19 protein-coding genes are annotated in these 20,293 nt (G+C 67.2%); 13 read left to right on the plus strand and 6 right to left on the minus strand.

The window, feature by feature from the left end; translation table 11 throughout:
* Positions 1-410: 410 nt before the first annotated feature.
* Positions 411-1,274, minus strand: coding sequence for a hydratase (locus ACQR0Z_RS12090; RefSeq protein ID WP_434918762.1), 864 nt, complete (start codon positions 1,272-1,274; stop codon positions 411-413).
* Complete coding sequence (gene crtD / locus ACQR0Z_RS12095) at positions 1,271-2,800, minus strand: 1-hydroxycarotenoid 3,4-desaturase CrtD (protein WP_434918763.1); 1,530 nt, start codon at positions 2,798-2,800, stop codon at positions 1,271-1,273. Before crtD ends, ACQR0Z_RS12090 begins: the two co-directional genes overlap by 4 nt.
* 121 nt (positions 2,801-2,921) lie before the next feature.
* Between crtD and ACQR0Z_RS12100 the strand changes: the two genes are divergently transcribed.
* The 12 genes from ACQR0Z_RS12100 to ACQR0Z_RS12155 all read left to right on the plus strand — a co-directional run bounded on the left by ACQR0Z_RS12100 (position 2,922) and on the right by ACQR0Z_RS12155 (position 13,817).
* Positions 2,922-3,791, plus strand: coding sequence for a polyprenyl synthetase family protein (locus tag ACQR0Z_RS12100; RefSeq protein ID WP_434918764.1), 870 nt, complete (start codon positions 2,922-2,924; stop codon positions 3,789-3,791).
* A gap of 313 nt (positions 3,792-4,104) precedes the next feature.
* On the plus strand, positions 4,105-5,250 hold the full coding sequence (locus ACQR0Z_RS12105) for a methyltransferase (protein ID WP_434918765.1): 1,146 nt from the start codon (positions 4,105-4,107) through the stop codon (positions 5,248-5,250).
* An 89-nt stretch (positions 5,251-5,339) separates the two neighbouring features.
* Positions 5,340-6,281 carry a chlorophyll synthesis pathway protein BchC gene (gene bchC, locus ACQR0Z_RS12110; RefSeq protein ID WP_434918766.1) on the plus strand — a complete coding sequence of 314 codons (942 nt, stop codon included), beginning with the start codon at positions 5,340-5,342 and terminating at the stop codon, positions 6,279-6,281.
* Positions 6,278-7,288 carry a chlorophyllide a reductase iron protein subunit X gene (locus tag ACQR0Z_RS12115; RefSeq protein WP_434856044.1) on the plus strand — a complete coding sequence of 337 codons (1,011 nt, stop codon included), beginning with the start codon at positions 6,278-6,280 and terminating at the stop codon, positions 7,286-7,288. Before bchC ends, ACQR0Z_RS12115 begins: the two co-directional genes overlap by 4 nt.
* A 45-nt stretch (positions 7,289-7,333) precedes the next feature.
* A complete protein-coding gene (gene bchY / locus ACQR0Z_RS12120; protein WP_434918767.1) occupies positions 7,334-8,881 on the plus strand; it encodes a chlorophyllide a reductase subunit Y in 1,548 nt (515 codons plus the stop codon).
* Complete coding sequence (bchZ, locus tag ACQR0Z_RS12125) at positions 8,881-10,332, plus strand: chlorophyllide a reductase subunit Z (RefSeq protein WP_434918768.1); 1,452 nt, start codon at positions 8,881-8,883, stop codon at positions 10,330-10,332. Before bchY ends, bchZ begins: the two co-directional genes overlap by 1 nt.
* A 32-nt stretch (positions 10,333-10,364) precedes the next feature.
* Complete coding sequence (locus ACQR0Z_RS12130; RefSeq protein ID WP_434877505.1) at positions 10,365-10,592, plus strand: hypothetical protein; 228 nt, start codon at positions 10,365-10,367, stop codon at positions 10,590-10,592.
* 171 nt (positions 10,593-10,763) lie between these two features.
* Positions 10,764-10,994 (plus strand): light-harvesting antenna LH1, beta subunit, encoded by a 231-nt coding sequence (gene pufB, locus ACQR0Z_RS12135; RefSeq protein ID WP_434856040.1) that lies wholly within the window; start codon positions 10,764-10,766, stop codon positions 10,992-10,994.
* Positions 10,995-11,010: 16 nt separating this feature from the next.
* Positions 11,011-11,199: a light-harvesting antenna LH1, alpha subunit gene (gene pufA / locus ACQR0Z_RS12140; protein WP_006615514.1), complete on the plus strand. Its 189-nt coding sequence runs from the start codon at positions 11,011-11,013 to the stop codon at positions 11,197-11,199.
* Between the two features lie 134 nt (positions 11,200-11,333).
* Complete coding sequence (gene pufL, locus ACQR0Z_RS12145) at positions 11,334-12,176, plus strand: photosynthetic reaction center subunit L (protein WP_434877504.1); 843 nt, start codon at positions 11,334-11,336, stop codon at positions 12,174-12,176.
* Between the two features lie 18 nt (positions 12,177-12,194).
* The gene (pufM, locus tag ACQR0Z_RS12150; RefSeq protein WP_434877503.1) at positions 12,195-13,121 is read left to right on the plus strand and encodes a photosynthetic reaction center subunit M; all 927 of its coding nucleotides are present in this window, start codon (positions 12,195-12,197) and stop codon (positions 13,119-13,121) included.
* Between the two features lie 18 nt (positions 13,122-13,139).
* Entirely contained in the window at positions 13,140-13,817 is a 678-nt protein-coding gene (locus ACQR0Z_RS12155) for a heme oxygenase (biliverdin-producing) (RefSeq protein ID WP_434918769.1), read from the plus strand.
* Between the two features lie 437 nt (positions 13,818-14,254).
* On the opposite strand, the gene ACQR0Z_RS12160 is transcribed toward ACQR0Z_RS12155, so the two are convergent.
* A complete protein-coding gene (locus tag ACQR0Z_RS12160) occupies positions 14,255-16,426 on the minus strand; it encodes a GAF domain-containing protein (RefSeq protein WP_434918770.1) in 2,172 nt (723 codons plus the stop codon).
* Entirely contained in the window at positions 16,427-17,794 is a 1,368-nt protein-coding gene (gene ppsR / locus ACQR0Z_RS12165; RefSeq protein WP_434918771.1) for a transcriptional regulator PpsR, read from the minus strand.
* Positions 17,795-18,119: 325 nt separating this feature from the next.
* Here ppsR and ACQR0Z_RS12170 point away from each other — a divergent pair, with 325 nt between their 5' ends.
* Positions 18,120-18,554 (plus strand): c-type cytochrome, encoded by a 435-nt coding sequence (locus ACQR0Z_RS12170; protein WP_434918772.1) that lies wholly within the window; start codon positions 18,120-18,122, stop codon positions 18,552-18,554.
* A gap of 256 nt (positions 18,555-18,810) precedes the next feature.
* Here the strand turns inward: ACQR0Z_RS12170 and ACQR0Z_RS12175 are convergent, their stop codons facing one another.
* Together ACQR0Z_RS12175 and ACQR0Z_RS12180 are read right to left on the minus strand one after the other, a co-directional pair.
* Entirely contained in the window at positions 18,811-19,074 is a 264-nt protein-coding gene (locus ACQR0Z_RS12175; protein ID WP_434877501.1) for a hypothetical protein, read from the minus strand.
* Positions 19,075-19,086: 12 nt separating this feature from the next.
* The gene (locus ACQR0Z_RS12180; RefSeq protein ID WP_434877500.1) at positions 19,087-20,292 is read right to left on the minus strand and encodes a geranylgeranyl diphosphate reductase; all 1,206 of its coding nucleotides are present in this window, start codon (positions 20,290-20,292) and stop codon (positions 19,087-19,089) included.
* Position 20,293: the final 1 nt, after the last annotated feature.

Raw genomic sequence — 20,293 nt, forward strand, 5'->3', positions numbered from 1 at the left:
GGAGTTTGGGGCGCGCTAGCCATTGGCACTTGGCTCGTTCACGACCGCTGCGGCGTATGGATCCCGGATCGGCGCCGCGCCGCGCTGGCGCGCGCCGCGGCTTGTCCGGGATGACGGTGTTCGTTGTTGCGCGGGCCTGCATGCATCGTCGTGTCGGCACGACATCAAGCTGCGCGTCGATCACATCCCGCCGGGCGCGTTCGTGCCGAAGGAGGGGTCGCATGCGCCTTGCGGACCACCGCTGTCGTACCACGATAGGTGCGCCCCCCTCTCCCCCTTGCGGGGAGGGGTCGGGGGTGGGGGTCCACACGGGGCAGTCTTTGCTGGGACCCCCACCCCCAACCCCTCCCCGCCTAGCGAAGCTCCGCTTCGCGCGGGGGGAGGGGAGTCGCACCGCGCGCGGCGATCATTCACCAGCGCGGCATCCGGAACGGCAGCATGGCCTGGACGATCGGCAGCTGGAAGCGGGCGAGCGACAGGCTCTCGTGCATGACGGCGACGTCTTCGCCATGGATGCGCGCGGCGAGGTGGGAGCGGGCGTAGAACGGGGCGTCCTCCAGCGTGCTGACGACGCGCACGGACGTCTCCGCGTCGGCGCGGGCGCTGCGATCGACGCGCCACAACGTCCTGCGCAACGGCGCTGGCGACAGCGGCGCGAGGCGCTCCAGCCTGGCGTCGGGATCGACGTGCAGCGCGATCGTCCTGTCCGCGCCGGCACGCGCGATCGTGTCGTAGGAGATCACCGTGCCGGTGCGCGTCGCGGCGCGCGACCATTGCCAGCTCGAAAAATCGCGCTCCAGCGGCGCATCGCCGTGGTTGATGTCGAAATAGCCGTCGCCGCGCCAGTGCAGGTCGGGATGATCGAAGTCGACCGAGACGCGGCAGCAGGGCGCGATCGGCTGCCAGCGATGGCGGCCCTCAGCATCGAGCGTGAAGGCGATCTCGTTCAGCGCAGTCGGGACCACCCGCACCTTGCCGCGCAACGGCAGCGGCCATGGCACGGTGACCTCGTTGACCTCGATGACGAGCTCGCGGCCGTTCCACTCGAGGTGGCTCGGCCCGACGGCAAAGCGCTGATCGTCGCGCGCGATCGCACGGCTGCCGCGCTCGGTCATCGACCAGCGCCGCGCCCGCGCGCCATACAGCGCAACGTTCAGCGCGCAATGATTCTCCGGATCGGCCGGGCCGCGCCGCCGCGCCCACGCATAGTACGGCGAGAACACGCTGCCGACGAAGGCGATGATGGTGAGGCCGAAGCGGCCGTCATCGCTCAACGCGTCGACATACCACCACGCATAGCCGTCCTTCGGGACGGCGCGGTCGAAGCGAGGTCCAGAATCGCCCTGGCGGCTGCCATCCGTCCCGACAACGCCGCCATCGGCACGCCCGGTCCCGGATGCGCGCTGCCCCCCGCCACGTACAGGCCCGGCAGCTTCGTCTGCGCGCCCGGCCGCTGGAACGACGCCATCCAGCCGTGCGAGCTGCGGCCGTACAGCGCGCCCCCCGTGCCCGGAAACATCCGGTTGAAATCCGCCGGTGTCGTCACGCGCGTCAGTTCGGGCGTCGTCGCGACGCTGAGGCCGCAGCGCTGCAACAGGTCGAAGGTCTGGCGGGCACATTGGCTGATCTCCGAAGGCGGAAAGCGATGATGATCACCTGATGCGGGTGCGTTGATCAGCACGAACAGCGGCTCGTTGCCGCCATTCTCGCGCGGCTGGTCGTCGCGGTCCTGCGCGCAGACATAGACGGTGGGCTCGGCCGGCATCGCGCGCCGCTCGATCAACTGATCGAACTCGGCGCGGCTGTCGCGTGAGAAGAACACGTTGTGGCGCAGCAGCGGAAAGCCGTCGGCGCGCGCCATGCAGCTCCAGGTCATCGCCGACAGCGAGCGAGCATTGTCCGGGATGGCCGGCAGCGCGCGCGCGGCCTCCGCGCCGAACAATCCCTGCGCAAGCGCGGCGACATCGGCGGTCGTGATCACGGCGTCGGCTGAGATCTGCTCGCCATCGGCGAGGCGCACGCCCGCGGCGCGGCCGCTCGCCGTGACGATGCCGGCGACGTCGCTGTCGGTGCGGATGCTGACGCCGTGCCGCCGCGCCAGCGCCGCGAGACACGCCGCGAGCTCGTGCATGCCGCCGTCGATCGACCAGACGCCGGCCTGCTCGACATGTGCCACCAGCATCAGCGTTGCCGGCGCGTGGAACGGCGAGGAGCCGCAATAGGTCGCGTAGCGTCCGAACAGCTGCTGCAGCCTCGGATCACGGAAATAGCCGCCGAGCGCCTTCCGCATGGTCTGGAACGGCCGGATCGCGGTGAGGTCGCGGAAGCCGGCGTTGCGCAGGAGATGCGTCATGCTCGGCGCCGGGGTTCTAATAAACGGATCCCTCAAGGTCTCGAAGATGCGGCGCGCGTCGCGGCAGAAGGCGCGATAGCCGTCGGCCTCGCTGCGCCCGGCGAACCGGCCGATCGCATCCGCCGATCGCTCTTCATCGGCGAACAGATCGAGCGTGCGGCGGTCGGTCCAGGCGTGGCGCGCGAGAATGTCGAGCGGCGTCAAGGTGAGATGATCGTCGAGCGCGGTGCCGAGTTCGGCGAACAGCTCGTCGAACACCCAGCGCATCGTGAACACGGTCGGGCCGGAATCGATGCGCGCAGGGCCGATCGCGATCTGGCGCATTTTGCCGCCGACCGCGAGCGCACGCTCCAGCACCGTCACCTCGGCTCCGCCGGCCGCAAGGGTGAGCGCGGCGCTGAGGCCGGCGATCCCGGCGCCCACCACGATCACGCGGTGATCGGCCATCTCCCACACTCCTGTCTACCCGGTCTGACGCAGGAAATGTCTAGCATGATTTACACTATAGGTGTAAGTTGTAATTTACATAGGCGATGGCCCGTTGGCCGTCGCGGCAGGGGAGGCTGGCATGGACGTGATGGCCCGGATCGAAAAATCCCTCGTCGCAGCGGTCGCGCTGGCCGACCAGCCGGGATGTCCGCCCCGTCTCTCGGCCGCCATGCAGGCGGCCGTGTTCCCCAGGGGGGCCCGGGTGCGTCCGCGGCTCTGTCATGCGGTGGCCGCGGCCTGCGGCGACGACGAGCCGGCGGCGACGGATGCGGCGGGATCGGCGATTGAGCTGCTGCATTGCGCCTCACTGGTACATGACGATCTGCCCTGTTTCGACAATGCCAAGCTGCGGCGCGGCCGGCCCTCGGTGCATGCCGCCTTCGGCGAGCCGCTCGCGGTGCTGGCCGGCGATGCGCTGATCGTGCTCGCCTTCCAGACGCTCGCCAAGTCGCGCTGCTCGCCGCTGCGGCTGGCGCGACTGATCGAGACCATCGGCGACGCCGTCGGCGTGCCGCATGGCATCGCCGCCGGCCAGGCCTGGGAATGCGAGCCGGAGATCGATCTCTCGCACTATCATCGCTCCAAGACCGGCGCGCTGTTCGCGGCCGCGACCGTGTCCGGCGCGGCGGCGGCGGGGCATTCCGATCCCGCAGCCTGGCGCAGCCTGGGCGAGAAGATCGGCGAGGCCTATCAGGTCGCCGACGACATCCGCGACGCGGCCAGCGATGAGGAAGAGGCGGGCAAGCCGGTCGGCCAGGATGCCAAGCTCGGGCGGCCCAATGCCGTGCTGATTTATGGTCTCACCGGCGCCGTCAGCTATCTGCACGATCTCGTCGCCGACGGCATTCGCACCATGCCGCCCTGCGCCCATGCCCACGAGCTGCGCGTGCTGATGGAGCAGGAAGCCAAGCGCCTGGTGCCGCGCCGTCTCGCCGCGTCGGCGGCGTGAGTTTGCTTTGAATGGCCATGCTCGCGCGGCGCCCGCGGTGCCCACCCTCCCCTGGAGGGGGAGGGTCGCCGCGCCTGCGCGCAGCGGCAGGCGCGGCGGGGTGGGGTGGCAGTCTGTCGGCGCGCTCGGTGCGGAGGGTCCGTGAAAGGCCGATGCAGCGGAACCTGATCTCGCCTCGACCCATCCGCACCTGTTTCCGGGATCACCCCACCCCACCGCGCGCCTTGCGCGCGGTGACCCTCCCCCTCCAGGGGAGGGTGGGCAGCGCGGCGTGTCGATGTGCTTTTGCTCGGCCATTGGAGCGCTGACGGCGATGCCCGCCGCCATTCGCCGCGACGCGCCGTCCCCGATCAGCCTCAGCGATCGCTGGCGCGGCTGGCGCGACTCGTTGCTGGCGAGTGCTTCATTTCAGCGCTGGGCGGCGGCGTTTCCGTTGACGCGGCCGATCGCGCGCCGGCGGGCGGCGGAGCTGTTCGATCTCTGCGCCGGCTTCGTCTATTCGCAGACGCTGGCGGCTTGCGTGCAGCTCGATCTGTTCGAGACGTTGCGCGCCGGGCCGCGTGATCTCGCGGCGCTCGCGTCGCGTGCGGCGATACCGGACGCCGCGATGGAAAGCCTGTGCGAGGCGGCCTGCGCGCTGCAGCTGCTCGAGCGCCGCGGCGCGGCGCGCTATGGGCTCGGGCCGCTCGGCGCGGCGCTGCTCGGCAATCCCGGCATCGCCGCGATGGTCCGCCATCACGCCGCGCTCTATGCCGATCTCGGCGATCCCCTGGCGCTGCTGCGCGGCCATGATCGCGAACGCCATCTCGCGCATTACTGGCCCTATGCGCTCGACCATGGCGGCGCGGCGCTGACGCGCGACGATGTCGCGCCCTATACGGCGCTGATGGCGGCATCGCAGCCGATGATCGCGGACGTCGTCCTCGCCGCTTATCCGCTGGCCGGCCACCGTTGCCTGCTCGATGTCGGCGGCGGCGATGGCAGCTTCCTCGCCGCCGCCGCGCGAACCGCGCCGCAGCTTCGGCTGCAATTGTTCGATCTGCCGGGTGTCGTGGGGATCGCGCGGGAGCGTCTGGCCCAGGCCGGTCTGGCTGACCGTGCGACGATCACGGCGGGCAGTTTCCACGACGACCCGCTGCCCGCGGGTGCCGACGTCATCTCGCTGATTCGGGTGGTGCACGACCATGACGACGACGCGGTGGCGCGGCTGCTGGCCAAGGTGCGCGCAGCATTGCCCGAAGGCGGCGTGCTGCTGCTTGGCGAGCCGATGCGCGACATGGACGGCGGCAGCGACGGCGTCGCTGCCTATTTCGAGATCTATCTCCGGGCGATGGGGCAGGGCCGGCCGCGCAGCGCGGCACGGCTTCGCGAACTGCTGAGCATGGCAGGCTTTTCGCAGGTGCGAGTGCTTCGCACACGCATCCCCTTGATCGCCAGCGTGATTGTCGCGAAAAGCTGACACTCCGAATGTAAATTTATATTGACACTTCCCCTGGTCGGACTAACCTGACACCCGTAACTAAGCGGGCGTCGCCGGGGAGTTGGGCAATGGACGCGATCGCCGTCGTACTGGGGAGGCCGAGGCAACTATCGCTGCAGCACCTGGTGCTCGCAGACGCCCCGGACTGCCTGACCGTCGACATCGAATGGAGCGCGATCAGCACCGGCACCGAGCGGTTGCTGTACGAGGGCCGCATGCCGCAGTTTCCGGGCATGGGCTATCCGCTCGTGCCGGGCTACGAGGCTGTCGGCCGCGTGGCGCAGGCCGCGCCGCATTCCGGTTTCCGGAAGGGCGAGCGCGTGTTCGTGCCGGGCGCGGCGCGCTGCTTCGGCGAGGTGAAGAGCCTGTTCGGTGCCGCGGCCTCGCGGCTCACCGTTCCTCCGCAGCGTGTCGTGGCGATCGACGAAGTGACCGGCGAGCGCGGCGTGCTGCTCGCGCTGGCAGCGACCGCCTACCATGCGCTGTCGATCGGCGGTGACGGAAGGGCCGAATGCGTCGTTGGCCATGGCGTGCTCGGGCGCCTGTTGGCGCGGTTGATCATCGCGATGGGCGGCGATCCGCCCGTCGTGTGGGAGAGCAATCCCGAGCGTGCCGATGGCGCGATCGGCTATCGCGTCATCGATCCCGCTCAGGACGACAAGCGCGACTACCGCCTGATCTTCGATGCCAGCGGTGATGCTGGACTGCTCGACAGCCTGATTGCGCGCCTGGCGCCACGCGGCGAGATCATCCTCGCCGGCTTCTACAGCGCGCCGCTGACCTTCTCCTATCCGTCGGCTTTCATGCGCGAGGCGGCAATCCGCGTCGCCGCCGAATGGAAGCACGAGGATCTGATCGCGGTGCGCAACCTGATCGATACCGGCCGGCTGTCGCTGGATGGGCTGATCACGCATCACGCGGATGCAGCGTCTGCCGAGAGCGCCTACCGGACCGCGTTCGACGATCCGTCATGTCTCAAGATGGTCCTGGACTGGAGAGCTGCACGATGAATGCCCCGACCAAGATCAGCGCCAACTTGGCTGCAATGACGGATGCCCTGCGTGCCGAGGCCGCGATCGAGCCGGATGCGCCGGTGACGGCTGCTCCGAAGAAGACCACGCAGATCATCGCAATCTACGGCAAAGGCGGCATCGGCAAGAGTTTCACGCTCGCCAATCTGTCCTACATGATGGCGCAGCAGGGCAAGAAGGTGTTGCTGATCGGCTGCGATCCGAAGAGCGACACGACTTCGCTGCTGTTCGGCGGCCGCGCCTGCCCCACCATTCTGGAGACCTCGTCGAAGAAGAAGCTCGCGGGCGAGGAGGTCAAGATCGGCGACGTCTGCTTCAAGCGCGACGGCGTGTTCGCGATGGAGCTCGGTGGTCCCGAAGTCGGCCGCGGCTGCGGCGGACGCGGCATCATCCATGGCTTCGAGCTGATCGAGAAGCTCGGCTTCCACGATTGGGGCTTCGACTACGTGCTGCTCGACTTCCTCGGCGACGTCGTCTGCGGCGGCTTCGGCCTGCCGATCGCCCGGGACATGTGCCAGAAGGTGATCATCGTCGGCTCCAACGACCTGCAGTCGCTCTACGTCGCCAACAATGTCTGCTCGGCGGTGGAGTATTTCCGCAAGCTCGGCGGCAATGTCGGTGTCGCCGGCATCGTCATCAACAAGGATGACGGCACCGGCGAGGCGCAGGCGTTTGCGGATGCCGTCGGCATCCCGGTGCTGGCCTCGATCCCGGCCGATGACGACATCCGCCGCAAGAGCGCGAGCTACCAGATCATCGGTCGGCCCGGCACGGCCTGGGCGCCGCTGTTCGAACTGCTGGCGACCAACGTCGCCGAGGCGCCGCCGCAGCATCCGCATCCGCTGACGCAGGACGGTCTGCTCGGCCTGTTCAAGGCCTCCGAAGTCGGCCGCGACGTGGTGCTGGAGCAAGCGACGCTCGAGGACATGTGCGGCAGCACGGCGGTGACGAAACCGTCGCTCGAAGTGATCTACGACAATGTGTGACGGGTGCGTGCCGAGCAGCGGAACAGAGTACTGGAATCTCGTGCAATGAGCGATGCAGTGGTCCATCAGGCGGTGAGCGCGCAACGCGACGCGGCGGCAGGCGTGCCGGCGCAGCCGGAGGCGCTGGGCTGCCATGCCGGCAAGGCCGAGCTCAGGAAGGCGGCCGATGCCGCCGGCAAGAGCGAGGTCTTGGCGCGCTACGCGGCCGACTATCCGGCCGGGCCGCATGACCAGCCGCAGAGCATGTGCCCCGCGTTCGGCTCGCTGCGTGTGGGCCTGCGCATGCGGCGCACCGCGACCGTGCTGTCGGGCTCGGCCTGCTGCGTCTATGGCCTGACCTTCACGTCGCATTTCTACGGCGCACGGCGCAGCGTCGGCTACGTCCCATTCAACTCGGAGACCTTGGTCACCGGAAAGCTGTTCGAGGACATCCGCGAGGCCGTGTTCAAGCTCGCGGACCCTGCGAACTACGACTGCGTCGTCATCATCAATCTCTGCGTCCCCACCGCCTCGGGCGTGCCGCTGCAGATTCTCCCGAAGGAGATCAACGGCGTCCGCATCATCGGCATCGACGTCCCCGGCTTCGGCGTGCCCACCCATGCCGAGGCCAAGGACGTGCTCGCCGGCGCGATGCTGAACTATGCGCGGCGCGAGGCGGAGCAGGGACCGGTGCAGGCGCCGCGCGCGCCGCGCGGCTACAAGCCGACGATTACTTTGCTTGGCGAGATGTTCCCGGCCGACCCCGTCGGCATCGGCATGCTGCTGGCGCCACTCGGATTGGCGGCAGGACCGACGGTGCCGACGCGCGAGTGGCGCGAGCTGTATGGCGCGCTCGACTGCGCGGCGGTCGCGGCGATCCATCCGTTCTACACGGCCTCGATCCGCGAGTTCGAGTCGGCCGGCCGGCCGATCATCGGCTCGGCGCCGGTCGGCTGCGACGGCACGGCGGACTGGCTCGAGGCTGTCGGCTCGACCTGCGGCATCGGCCGCGCGCAGATCGATGCGGCGAAGAATGCCGTGCTGCCGGCGATCCGCGGCGCGCTCGCGGCAGCGCCGATCCGCGGCCGCATCACGCTGTCGGGCTATGAGGGCTCGGAGCTGCTGGTTGGGCGTCTGCTGGTCGAGAGCGGCGCCGACCTGCGCTATGTCGGCACCGCCTGTCCGCGGACGCGTTGGTCGGAGGCCGACTGCGCCTGGCTCGAGCAACGCGGCGTGCGCGTGCAGTATCGGGCATCGCTGGAGCAGGATCTCGCCGCGGTCGACGAGTTTGCGCCGGATCTCGCGATCGGCACCACGCCGGTGGTGCAGAAGGCGAAGGCGCGCGCGATTCCGTCGCTGTACTTCACCAACCTGATCTCGGCGCGGCCGCTGTTCGGCGTCTCCGGCGCCGGCTCGCTGGCGCAGGTGGTCAACGCGGCGATCGCGGGCAAGGCCCGATTCGACGAGATGCGCGACTTCTTCGAAGGTGTCGGTGAGGGCGACACCGCGGGCGTGTGGCAGGGCATGCCTGTCGCGCGTCCGGACTTCCGCGACAAATATCGCAAGGCGGTCGCGGCGCAGGCCAAGAAGCGCAAGTCCGAGGAGATGGTGTAATGCTGATCCTCGACCACGATCGTGCCGGCGGCTATTGGGGCTCGGTCTACGCGTTCACCGCCATCAAGGGCCTGCAGGTCATCATCGACGGCCCCGTCGGCTGCGAGAACCTGCCGGTCACCTCGGTGCTGCACTACACCGACGGCCTGCCGCCGCACGAATTGCCGATCGTCGTCACCGGATTGGGCGAGGATGAGCTCGGCCAGAAGGGCACCGAGCAGGCGATGAAGCGCGCCCGCGCCGCGCTCGATCCGGATCTGCCGGCCGTGGTCGTCACCGGCTCGATCGCCGAGATGATCGGCGGCGGCGTGACGCCCGAGGGCTCCAACATCAAGCGCTTCCTGCCACGCACGATCGACGAGGACCAGTGGCAGAGCGCCAACCGCGCCTTGAGCTGGCTGTGGAGCGAATACGGCCTGCGCAAGATCCCCGAGCGCAAGCCGCGCGCCGAGGGCGAGAAGCCCCGCGTCAACATCATCGGGCCGATCTACGGCACCTTCAACATGCCCTCGGATCTCGCCGAGATTCGCCGCCTGGTCGAGGGCATCGGCGCCGAGATCAACATGGTGTTTCCGCTCGGCAGCCACCTCGCCGACGTGCCGAAGCTGGTCAATGCCGATGTCAACATCTGCATGTACCGCGAGTTCGGCCGTCTCTTGTGCGAGACCTTGGAGCGGCCCTATCTGCAGGCGCCGATCGGGCTGCATTCGACGACGAAATTCCTGCGCTCGCTCGGCGAGCTGACGGGGCTGGATCCGGAGCCGTTCATCACCCGCGAGAAGCACACCACGATCAAGCCGGTGTGGGATCTCTGGCGCTCGGTGACGCAGGACTTCTTCGGCACCGCGAGCTTCGGCATCGTCGCCTCCGAGACCTATGCGCGGGGCCTGCGCAATTTCCTGGAGACCGAGCTCGGTCTGCCCTGCCACTTCGCGATCTCGCGTTGCGCGGGCGCCAAGACCGACAATGATTCGATCCGCAAGCTGATCCACGAGCGGCCACCGCTGGTGCTGTTCGGCAGCTACAATGAGCGCATGTATGCGGCGGAAGCCGGCAACCGCGCGATCTACATCCCGGCCTCGTTCCCGGGCACGGTGATCCGCCGCCACACCGGCACGCCGTTCATGGGCTATGCCGGCGCGACCTATGTCGTGCAGGAAGTCTGCAACGCGCTGTTCGACGCGCTGTTCAACATCCTGCCGCTCGCCACGCAACTGGATCAGATCGCGGCGACGCCGGCGCGGCTTGAGCGCGAATTGCCCTGGGACGACGGCGCCAAGCTGGCGCTGGATCAGATCATCGAGACACAGCCGGTGCTGGTGCGCATCTCCGCGGCCAAGCGGCTGCGCGATGCGGCCGAGCGCGGCGCGCGCCAGGCCGGACTGGACACTGTGACGGAAGACATTCTCGCGCAAGCGCGGTCACGGCTCGCAACGGGCCAGGCCGCGTAGGCAACGGGGATGGAGCGGAGAGGGAGAGGACGATGTCGTTATACGAACGCATGGATCGTGACGTCGCGCCGGGATCGCGCGAGCGGATCGAATACCTTCTCGTCTACGCGGTGTGCTTTGCCGTGCTGATGGTCGAGGGCGTGCTGCGCCGGATCGGCTCGCTGGTCACGGCCCATCGTCCGGCGCCGCTCGGCGCGATCGTCGCCGAAGCGCGGGTCAAGGCCGCGAACTGCGCGACCTCGTCGTTCATGGGGCTGTGACGCCCCGAAAGGTTTCGGGCTCCGGGGTCGTGATGTCAGGCCCCGCTGCTCTTGCAAGGAATTCGTGCGGCTTGCCGCACGGATGTCATCCCGGCGACGGGATGGCGCTTCGACGCCGCTCATCTCGGTGAGCGGCATCCGGCCGAAAGGCCAACACCAGGAGGTACTACTATGGTGGAACCAAACAAGGGAGGCTCTCTGTCGGGGCTGACCGAAGCGGAGGCTAGGGAATTCCATAGCATCTTCATGACGAGCTTTGTGGCCTTCACGGCGGTTGCGATCGTCGCCCACATTCTCGCCTGGATGTGGCGTCCGTGGCTGCCCGGCCCGACCGGCTACAAGGCAGCGGCGCTGGATGGGGTGACCCACTACGCCAATCTCGTGCTCTCCTACCTGACCTGATCGAAAGGAGAAAACTATGTGGCGCTTGTGGTTGTTGTTCGATCCCCGCAGGGTTCTCGTGGCTCTCGGCGTGTTCCTGTTCGGGCTGGCATTGGTGATTCACTTCATCCTGCTCAGCACCAACCGGTTCAACTGGCTGGAGGGACCGCGTGCTGCGAAGACGTCGTCGATCTCGGCTCCGGTCACTCCGGTAAAGCTCACCTAACAGCTCGACGACCAGAGGGAAGCGGACGGGCGACGGCGGCAGACCCCGTTCGCCCGCTTCCCAAATCCTCTCGTCCACCGAATTCACGATACGACACGTAGCTTATCGAGCGACGGGCAGCGGAGGCAGGACCGATGGCAATGCTCAGCTTTGAACGAAAATACCGCGTCCGCGGCGGCACGTTGATCGGCGGCGATCTCTTCGATTTCTGGGTCGGCCCGTTCTACGTCGGCTTCTTCGGCGTGACGACGATCTTCTTCACCTTCGTCGGCGTGGCGCTGATCCTCTATGCCACGGCGCTCGGACCGACGTGGAATCTCTGGCAGATCAGCATCAATCCGCCCGACGCAAAATACGGGCTCTCCTTCGCGCCACTCACGGAGGGCGGCTTCTGGCAGCTCATCACGGTGTGCGCGCATGGCGCGTTCGTCTCGTGGGCGCTGCGCGAGGTCGAGATCTGTCGCAAGCTCGCGATCGGCTATCACGTGCCGGTTGCCTTCGGCTTCGCGATCTTCGCCTATTTCACGCTGGAGGTGATCCGTCCGGTGCTGATGGGCTCGTGGAGCTACGCGTTTCCCTACGGCATCATCACCCATCTCGATTGGGTGTCGAACACCGGCTATCAGTTCGGCAACTTCCACTACAATCCCGCGCACATGATCGCGATCACGTTCTTCTTCACGACGTGTCTCGCGCTCGCGCTGCACGGCTCGCTGATCCTGTCGGCCGCCAATCCGGGCAAGGGCGAGGAGATGAAATCGCCGGAACATGAGAACACGATGTTCCGCGATCTCCTCGGTTACTCCATCGGCACGCTCGGCATCCATCGCCTCGGCCTGTTCCTGGCGTTGTCGGCCGTGTTCTTCAGCGCCGTCTGCATCGTCATCTCCGGTCCTGCGTGGCTGCTGCCCGAAGGCAATGCCTGGTCGGATTGGTGGGAATGGTGGCGCAAGATCCCGATCTGGTCGCCGCAATGAGTTCAAGGAGAGGTCGTCATGGCCCAATACCAGAACATCTTCACGCAGATCCAAGTCCGCAGTAAAATCTACCCGGGCATTCCGATCGAGCCGGGCATCTGGGAGCGGCTCGGCAAGGGCAGCTTCAACTACTGGCTCGGCAAGCTCGGCGACGCCCAGGTCGGCCCGGTCTATCTCGGCTTCCTCGGCCTGGCCTCGCTGATGACAGGCTTCGTTGCGATCGAGATCATCGGTCTCAACATGCTGGCGTCGGTGAACTGGAGTCCGCTCGAGTTCATCCGTCAGTTCTTCTGGCTGTCCTTGCAGCCGCCGGCGCCGGAATACGGCCTGCAGATCTTCCCGCCGCTGCAGGAGGGCGGCTGGTGGCTCATGGCAGGCTTCTTCCTGACGACGTCGATCCTGCTGTGGTGGGCGCGCACCTATCGCCGCGCTCGGGCGCTCGGCCTCGGCACGCATGTGTCGTGGGCGTTCGCCTCGGCCATCTGGCTGTATCTCGTGCTCGGCTTCATCCGGCCGATCTTTATGGGCAGCTGGAGCGAGGCGGTGCCCTTCGGCATCTTCCCGCACCTCGACTGGACCAACAACTTCTCCATCACGCACGGCAACCTGTTCTACAATCCGTTCCACATGCTCTCGATCGCCTTCCTCTACGGGTCGGCGCTGCTGTTCGCGATGCATGGCGCGACGGTGCTGGCGATCAGCCGCTACGGCGGCGAGCGCGAGCTGGAGCAGATCGTCGACCGCGGCACGGCGTTCGAGCGTGGTGCGCTGTTCTGGCGCTGGACGATGGGCTTCAACGCGACGGCCGAATCGATCCATCGCTGGGCCTGGTGGTTCGCGGTGCTTTGTCCCTTGACCGGCGGCATCGGTATCCTACTGTCAGGCACCGTTGTCGACAGCTGGTTCGACTGGGGCGTGAAACACGGGCTGGCGCCGATGCGCTGAAGGTCTGCGGGACAAGGCATGTTGGACAGAGTTGAGCAGATCGAACTGGCCGGGCGCAGCACGCGTCCGGCCAGTCTTTTGGAGGCGATGCGCGAGCGCACCAAGGCGTTGCACGTGACCGCGGAGCGTACCGGCATCGTCGCCGAACTGCTGCGGGGACGCGGTACCATCCCCGCCTACGCGCTGCTCTTGCGCAATCTGCTGCCGGTCTACGACGCGCTGGAAGCCGAGCTCTCGCGGCACGCGGGAACGGCGGTGGTGGGTCTCATCGTGCGGCCCGAGCTGCATCGTACTGCCGCGATCAAGGCTGGCCTGGCGCGGCTGGATGGAAGCCACCTGCCGCTGCTCCCGGAGGCGATCGCCTATGTCGGCGCCATCCGCGAGGCGGGCGCTGGTTCGGGGCACCCGCTGCTGGCGCACGCCTATACGCGCTATCTCGGCGATCTCAGCGGCGGCCAGATCATCAAGAAGATCCTCGCGCGCTCGCTCGAACTGCCGACGGAGGCGCTGTCGTTCTACGATTTTCCTGAGATCGCCGACATTCCGCGCTTCAAGGACGGCTATCGCGATGCGCTGGAGCGCGCGGGCGCGGCGATGGACGAGCATGATGTCGTCGTCGAGGAAGCCGCGACGGCCTTCAAGCTGAACATCACGCTGTCGCAGGCGCTGCAGTTGGCGGCGGGGCTCGGCGGGTAGGGCAGGCGAGGCGCAGGCTCGTAGGGTACGCCGACTTCAGATTCGCGGTGGATGGCAACATCCGTTGGAGCCGATCTGCTTCCGCGGCAGGCGGTCCACTCCCCTCCCCCTTGCGGGGAGGGGGCGGGGGTGGGGGTCCACGAGTCGCGCTGCTTGTGATCGAGCTCCATACCCTCGAGCTCATTTGCTACTGAGCGAACCGGAATCAAGAGACCATCGCAACGGGAGCTGTTGTGCGATGTGAAAGGCATCGTGCTCATCACGCAGTTCGGAGTGCGCGGACCCCCACCCCCGACCCCTCCCCGCAAGGGGGAGGGGAGCGCACTGCGGTCGCGGGACCATCTTGGGTCACATCGTCAAAGTGCGTTTGAGTTTGGCGAACGGCTTTGTCCCGCATGACCAATCAAGCGAAGCCTGCGCTCGCTTACTCCGCACCCTCACTCCCCGCTCTGCGAGCGATACCACACCAGGTGCTCCAAAATGCTCAGCGTGCGCGCGGTGGAGTTGCGGATGCTCTCCAGCATTTCGGGCATGCTGCCGGCCTCGGCGCCGTGGGTGACTTCCAGCGCGGCGAGTTGGGCGTTCTCCACCGTGGAGGCGGCGAGCTCCTTGTAGATCAGGCTGGCGCTGTGATCGAGCCGCAGGCTCGGGCGGCGGTTGCCGTCGATCTCCTCCTGGAAACGGGCGCGCGCGGCTTCCGCGGTCTTGCGCTCGGTGAGGTCGGAGAAGATCAGCACGAAGCCGAGAACGCGGTCATAGGGCGCGATCACGGGATCGGCGCGCAGCATCAGCGGCCGTTGCGGCAAGGCGCCGCCGGTCAGCGTCAGTTCGCCGCGCCAGCTGCGCTTGTTGCGCATGAGGTCGTCGAGATTGGCGCGAAATTCCGCCGGCGCCGAGAAATAGGCGCCGAGGTCGCGCAGATGCGGAATATGCGGATGCGAGGCGCGCAACTGCTGCTCGAAGGCTTCGTTCATCAGCAGGATACGGCCTTCGACATCGGCGATGATGACCGGCTGCTCCGAGCGCAGCACCTGCGCGCTGATGGTGGCGAGCTGGTCCTGGGCGATCACCATGCGCACCGAGCGCAGCTGCAGCGCGACGTCGGCGACGGTCTCGCTGACCAGCCGGGCCGACGCGAGTTCGGCCGCCGACCATGGCTCGGACTTGCCTTCCACCAGCTGGTGCCATTGCGCGAACGAGCGCCGCGGCGACAGATCGGAGGGATCGTCACCGATGATCACGGCCTTCAGCGGATCGCCGCCCCAGGTCACCGTTCGCACCTGCTCGGGCCGGAACCACAGCAGATACTCGCCATCGCTAGCGGAGAGCGGCGCCGCGATCAGGCCGCTCGCCACGCCGCGGATATCGCTGAACGACGGCTCGTCCAGCGTGAGCGAGGCGGTGACGGTCAGCCCTTGTGCGGCATCTGGCAGCTTGCGCCTGCGGTCGAGCCAGGTTGCGAGATCGCGAATGCGCTGGGTCGACGGCACGTCGCCGGCGGTCGTGACCTGGCCCTCGAACAGCAGCGCCGCGCCGCTGGCGCCGAGCGGCTGCAGCAGCGATTGCGAGCCGTCGAACAGCGCGGTCTGCCATTCGCCGTCGCGCGACACCGCCTCGGCCAACCGCTGTTCCAGCCGGCGCACCACCAACTCGGACTGGCTCTGGGCGAAGCTTTCGAGGGCGGCGATCCGGATTGCGCAGGTCTCGGCCAGCGCCTCGCCGGCGGCGCGAATGTCGAACGGCACGAAGCGCGGTTCGTAATGGTGGCAGGCGATCAGTCCCCACAGCCGGCCGCTGACCATCAGCGAGCACACGAGCGTCGCGCCGACACCCATGTTCTGCAGATATTTCTGATGGATCGGCGACATGCTGCGCAGGCAGCTCAAGGACATGTCGAGGTCGCGGCCGTTGAGCGGCGAGATCCGCGGCTGCAGCGGCACCGGCATGTAGTTCACGTCGACCAGCAGCCGGACGCGGTTGCGCTCGTAGAGCCGGCGCGCGATCTGCGGAATGTCCGAGGCCGGATAGCGGTTGCCGAGAAACGCCTCGAGGTCGGGCCGCCGTCGCTCGGACAGCACCTCGCCATGGCCCTCCTCGTCGAAGCGGTAGACCATGACGCGGTCGTAGCCGGTGATTTCCTTGAAGATCGTCGCCGTCTCGTCGCACAGGCCGAGCAGCGACGAGGCCGAGGTGATGCGGTGGAAGGCGCCGTCGAGGGCGGGGGCGATGTTGGTCGACCTTGTCGCCGGCTCCAGCTCGACGATCAGTCCGCCGTTCGAGGGCCGATGCACCGTGCAGTCGACCTGCTGCGGCGGCGATCCGGCTGTGCATCGCAGCGTCATCGGCGTCAGGTGCAGCGGACCGTTGAGATGCGGCAGGATCTGCAGCGCCACGTCGCCGCCGAGATCGCGCAAGGGGCGTCCGACCACGGTATTGGTATTGAGGAAGGCGGCCGCATTGATGCTGGCCTGGATGACGACGTTGTCCGGCTCCTTCAGCGCCAGCAGAATGCCGTGCGGCTGGATCGAGCCCGCGAGATGAATCTGTTCACGCTCGCAATCCGCAAGAGTAGCGTGGCCGAAGGCCGGCGTTGTCAGCGGAACGGGCAACTAGCTCCCCTTTTCGGTTTCCTCGTCTTCTTCTAGCTGGCTCAGATTATACCGATCGAGCTTGGCGTAAAGACTTTGCCGGCTGAGGCCGAGAATTTCGGCCGCCGACGTCCTGTTCCCGTTGGCGAGCTCAAGCGCGGCGCGGACATAGTGCTGCTCGACGACCTCCACGGTGCTCCGCACCAGGTCGCGCAGCGGCGTTTTGCCCACCGATTCGTTGAGACCAGACAGGGCCGCCCGAAGATTGTCATGTTCCGCCGCCGGAGACAACCGCCGCGCGATATTGCGCAAGATCAATCCGATCCGGCGGTGACCGTCCAGACCGTGGGAGGCGGCCGAAATCTCGACCTCCGTCTCGCTGCCGAGCTCGCCCTGGATGGTGGTGGCGAGCAGGCGGACGGTGCCATGCCGTTCGACGTTGGAGATCAGCACCGAAAGGTCGGCGCCCGGCCGCGTTAGCCAGCGGCTGAGTTTCTCGCCGAGGACGGCCTCCTTTGAGCCGATCTCGACCAGCTCCAGGAAGGCGCGATTCGCGCGCTTGATCGCCCCGGTCGCATCGATGCTGATGACGGCATCGGGCAGATTGTCGATCAGCCCTTCCGGATCGTCCGGCATCGGTCCGGGCTGAGCAGCGCGGCCGATCGGCGCCATCTGCAGCAGGAACATCGGCGCGGTCTCGCTCGTCATCAGCGATCCCCGGAGCATCCAGGGCGCGGCGTCCTCGCCGAGGTGAACGACGATGCCGGGCGCCTTGCCCTGGTCGCGGACGCGCCTGAGCATCAGCTCCACCGGCTCGCGCTCCTTCTGCGGGATCTCCTGCAGAAACTCGCGGCCGACCAGATTGTCCCGGCGCCGGCTGGAGACGCCGAGCGCCGCGGCCGCGGTGCGATTCGCCTCGACGATGCGCAGATCGGACACCTTCGTCAGCAGCACGGCCTCGTTGGAATCCTCGATGACGAGCCGGTAGCGGGTCTCGATCTCGCGCAGCTTCCAGTAGTCGCGCTCGATGGTCTGCTGCGCCGAGATCAGGCGCGCCTGCAGCTCCGCGACAGCCTGCAGGTTCTTGCCGATCGCCAGCATGCCCGCCCGGCCGCCGAGCAGCACGGTGGTGAATTCCATCGGCAGTTCCAGGCCGCTCGGAAACCGCTGCGTGATCTGGCGAAACGCGGAGATGCCGGTGCGCTTGGTGTCCTGCATGATGCGCTCGATCTTCTCGCTCGCATCGTCGACGATTTCGGACCAGGGCCGGCCGAGCCAGACGTCGACATTCTCTGTCGAGATGTTCGGCGACAGCGTGGCCTCACGGATCACGCCGTCCATGTCGAGCAGCAATGTCACGTCGGGTCGTGGACCGTGAAACTCGGCCATGTATTGGCACCCGCTTGTTGGCACCCGTTGGAGACGCTCGCAGGGATCGCGGCCTCGATTGGCGCGCATTTTGAAGGTGTTGCGCCGTATCCCGCTAACGCATTGATAGTCTTGAGAATGTCGTTAGCTCACGCAGAGCCTTCGGTGTCAAGGCTTATTTCCAAGCATCCAACTTTCGTTGGTATTCCCGCGCCCATTGCATGGTCGAACTGCGACTTATTCGCTCACTTTCATTTCAGGTGAGCATGACAAGCGTTCATGACATTGTTATCTGTCAGGGAAAACTACGTACACTAACGGACTGGAAAGATCGGGAGAATTGGAAATGCTCAGAGTTGGATTGGTCGCAGCGGTCGTGATTGCAGCATCGGCGAGCGGCGCTTGGGCGCTGGACGGCGGTGACGCTGCGAAAGGCGAACAGGTCTTCAAGCAGTGCATGACCTGCCATCGGATCGGCCCCGACGCCAAGAATGCGGTCGGACCGGTGCTGACCGGTGTGGTCGGTCGTCCGACCGGGACCTATCCGGGGTTTGCTTATTCCGAATTGAACAAGCACGCGGGCGAGGCGGGACTGGTCTGGACCGACGACAACATCTTCGAATATCTCGCCGACCCCAACGCCTACCTGAAGAAATATCTGACCGAAAAGGGCAAGACGGACCAGGCGACCGGCTCGACCAAGATGGTGTTCAAGCTCGCCAACGAGCAGCAGCGCAAGGACGTCGTCGCCTACCTGAAGACGTTCTCGGAGAAGAAGTAAGGGGAGCGCGGTACGGATCTCAGGTCTGAGCGCTCATCCGCGCGCCATCCACTCGCACCAATGTCGTCCCGGCGAACGCCGGGACCCAGACCGCGTGATGCCTGTGGGCGAACAAGGTTCGGGTCGCCTTTCTTCGTCATCATGGCCCCGGTGGTTATGGATCCCGGCTTTCGCCGGGATGACCCCCCGCTGGGGTGGTCCTCCATACGCTCGCCCCAGCAGCAGCCGGGGAGCCCGTTCACTGCTCTCCGGAGATCTAGCGCCACCGCTGCCTGAGATCAGCCGCATTGGCGACGCCCGACGCGGCGAGGCAGCCGGCAAGCCAGAACCAGGGTGCATCCGCGAGCGCGCAGCGCAGCGCCAGCAGCAGGAACACGCCGGCGAGCAGGTTGGGCAGCAGCGCCCGCGGGCTGATGCCGCGGCGGTAGCGCCGCCAGACCCACGTCACGGCCGCAAGCTCGACCGCCACCACCGCCAGGATCAGGTCGACCAGGTGCGGGCTGCGAAACAGCTCATCCATCGCGTGAGCAGCTCAGGCCGCCTTCGCAAGCCCGGTGAGGTGGGCGATGTTCTTGAAGAAGATCCGCACATGCGACAGCGGCTTCGCCTTCACGAGCTCCTTGTTCATGTAGGCGTCCCAGGTCAGCTGCTGGACGTCCTTGTCGCGGCAGATGGCGACGAAGCGCTCGCGGCGGGCGTCGTTCGTGTACCAGTAGCGCTGCATCATGCCGAGGATGAAGAACACCGCGCCATGCTTGCGCATGAAGGATTTCCGCGCTGTGGCGAGGGCTGCGGCATCGCCGGTCTTCAGGAACACGGCGACGGCATCAGCCGCGGCGCGGCCGCCGGCCATCGCGTAATAGATGCCCTCGCCCGAGGCTGGCGCCACCACGCCGGCCGCGTCGCCGGCGAGCACGACGTCGCGGCCATTGTCCCAGCGCGACAGCGGCTTCAGCGGAATCGGCGCGCCCTCGCGGCGAATGGTCTCGAGATCGTCGAGCGCGGCGACTTTGCGGAACTGGGCCACCGAGCCGCGCAGCGAAAAGCCCTTATGCGCGCTGCCGGTGCCGATGCTGGTGGTCGGCCCATGCGGAAACACCCAGCTGTAGAAGTCCGGCGACAGCTGGCCGCGATAGACGACGTCGCAGCGAGTGGCGTCGAACAGCGGATGGCCACGCTCCGGCGATCGGACGATCTCGTGATAGGCGAAGACGTAGCGGATCTCGCTGACTTCCGGGATGCACTGCCGCGCCACGGCCGACACCGCGCCGTCGGCGCCGATCACCGCACGGGCGCGGACGCTGTCCGCGCGCACGCTGCCGTCGTCCATCCGGCGCTCGTAATGCACCACGGCCGTGCCATCGGCATCGCGGGCGATGTGACTGAACGTGCCGGTGCGGCGGATCGCGCCGCCCTCGGCCGCGCGGGCCCGCAGCCATTCGTCGTAATGCTCGCGATCGACCATGCCGACGAAGCCGCCGTCGATCGGCATGTCGACATCGCGGTTGCTCGGCGACACCATCCGGGCGGACGAGATCCGCGCCACCAGCAGATGGTCGGGAATTTCGAACTCGGCGATCAGCCGCGGCGGAATGGCGCCGCCGCACGGCTTGATGCGGCCGGCCTTGTCGAGCAGCAGCACCTGATGGCCCTGGCGGGCGAGATCGTTGGCGGCGGTGGCGCCGGCGGGACCGCCGCCGACCACCACGACATCGAACGTTTCGGACGGGGTGGTCATC

Origin of the sequence: Bradyrhizobium sp. HKCCYLS3077 (assembly GCF_051167555.1) — a bacterium.
In the GTDB taxonomy this organism is placed as follows: Bacteria; Pseudomonadota; Alphaproteobacteria; order Rhizobiales; family Xanthobacteraceae; genus Bradyrhizobium.

What these genes read in the sequence shown, in the direction of transcription:
- bchC (WP_434918766.1), top strand. Translation starts at nt 5,340, where the DNA reads ATGGACGCGATCGCCGTCGTACTGGGGAGGCCGAGGCAACTATCGCTG.
- ACQR0Z_RS12130 (WP_434877505.1), top strand. Translation starts at nt 10,365, where the DNA reads ATGTCGTTATACGAACGCATGGATCGTGACGTCGCGCCGGGATCGCGC.
- bchZ (WP_434918768.1), top strand. Translation starts at nt 8,881, where the DNA reads ATGCTGATCCTCGACCACGATCGTGCCGGCGGCTATTGGGGCTCGGTC.
- ACQR0Z_RS12175 (WP_434877501.1), bottom strand. Translation starts at nt 19,074, where the DNA reads ATGGATGAGCTGTTTCGCAGCCCGCACCTGGTCGACCTGATCCTGGCG.
- ACQR0Z_RS12170 (WP_434918772.1), top strand. Translation starts at nt 18,120, where the DNA reads ATGCTCAGAGTTGGATTGGTCGCAGCGGTCGTGATTGCAGCATCGGCG.
- ACQR0Z_RS12115 (WP_434856044.1), top strand. Translation starts at nt 6,278, where the DNA reads ATGAATGCCCCGACCAAGATCAGCGCCAACTTGGCTGCAATGACGGAT.
- crtD (WP_434918763.1), bottom strand. Translation starts at nt 2,800, where the DNA reads ATGGCCGATCACCGCGTGATCGTGGTGGGCGCCGGGATCGCCGGCCTC.
- pufL (WP_434877504.1), top strand. Translation starts at nt 11,334, where the DNA reads ATGGCAATGCTCAGCTTTGAACGAAAATACCGCGTCCGCGGCGGCACG.
- pufA (WP_006615514.1), top strand. Translation starts at nt 11,011, where the DNA reads ATGTGGCGCTTGTGGTTGTTGTTCGATCCCCGCAGGGTTCTCGTGGCT.
- ACQR0Z_RS12100 (WP_434918764.1), top strand. Translation starts at nt 2,922, where the DNA reads ATGGACGTGATGGCCCGGATCGAAAAATCCCTCGTCGCAGCGGTCGCG.
- pufB (WP_434856040.1), top strand. Translation starts at nt 10,764, where the DNA reads ATGGTGGAACCAAACAAGGGAGGCTCTCTGTCGGGGCTGACCGAAGCG.
- ACQR0Z_RS12105 (WP_434918765.1), top strand. Translation starts at nt 4,105, where the DNA reads ATGCCCGCCGCCATTCGCCGCGACGCGCCGTCCCCGATCAGCCTCAGC.
- ACQR0Z_RS12155 (WP_434918769.1), top strand. Translation starts at nt 13,140, where the DNA reads ATGTTGGACAGAGTTGAGCAGATCGAACTGGCCGGGCGCAGCACGCGT.
- pufM (WP_434877503.1), top strand. Translation starts at nt 12,195, where the DNA reads ATGGCCCAATACCAGAACATCTTCACGCAGATCCAAGTCCGCAGTAAA.
- bchY (WP_434918767.1), top strand. Translation starts at nt 7,334, where the DNA reads ATGAGCGATGCAGTGGTCCATCAGGCGGTGAGCGCGCAACGCGACGCG.
- ACQR0Z_RS12180 (WP_434877500.1), bottom strand. Translation starts at nt 20,292, where the DNA reads ATGACCACCCCGTCCGAAACGTTCGATGTCGTGGTGGTCGGCGGCGGT.
- ppsR (WP_434918771.1), bottom strand. Translation starts at nt 17,794, where the DNA reads ATGGCCGAGTTTCACGGTCCACGACCCGACGTGACATTGCTGCTCGAC.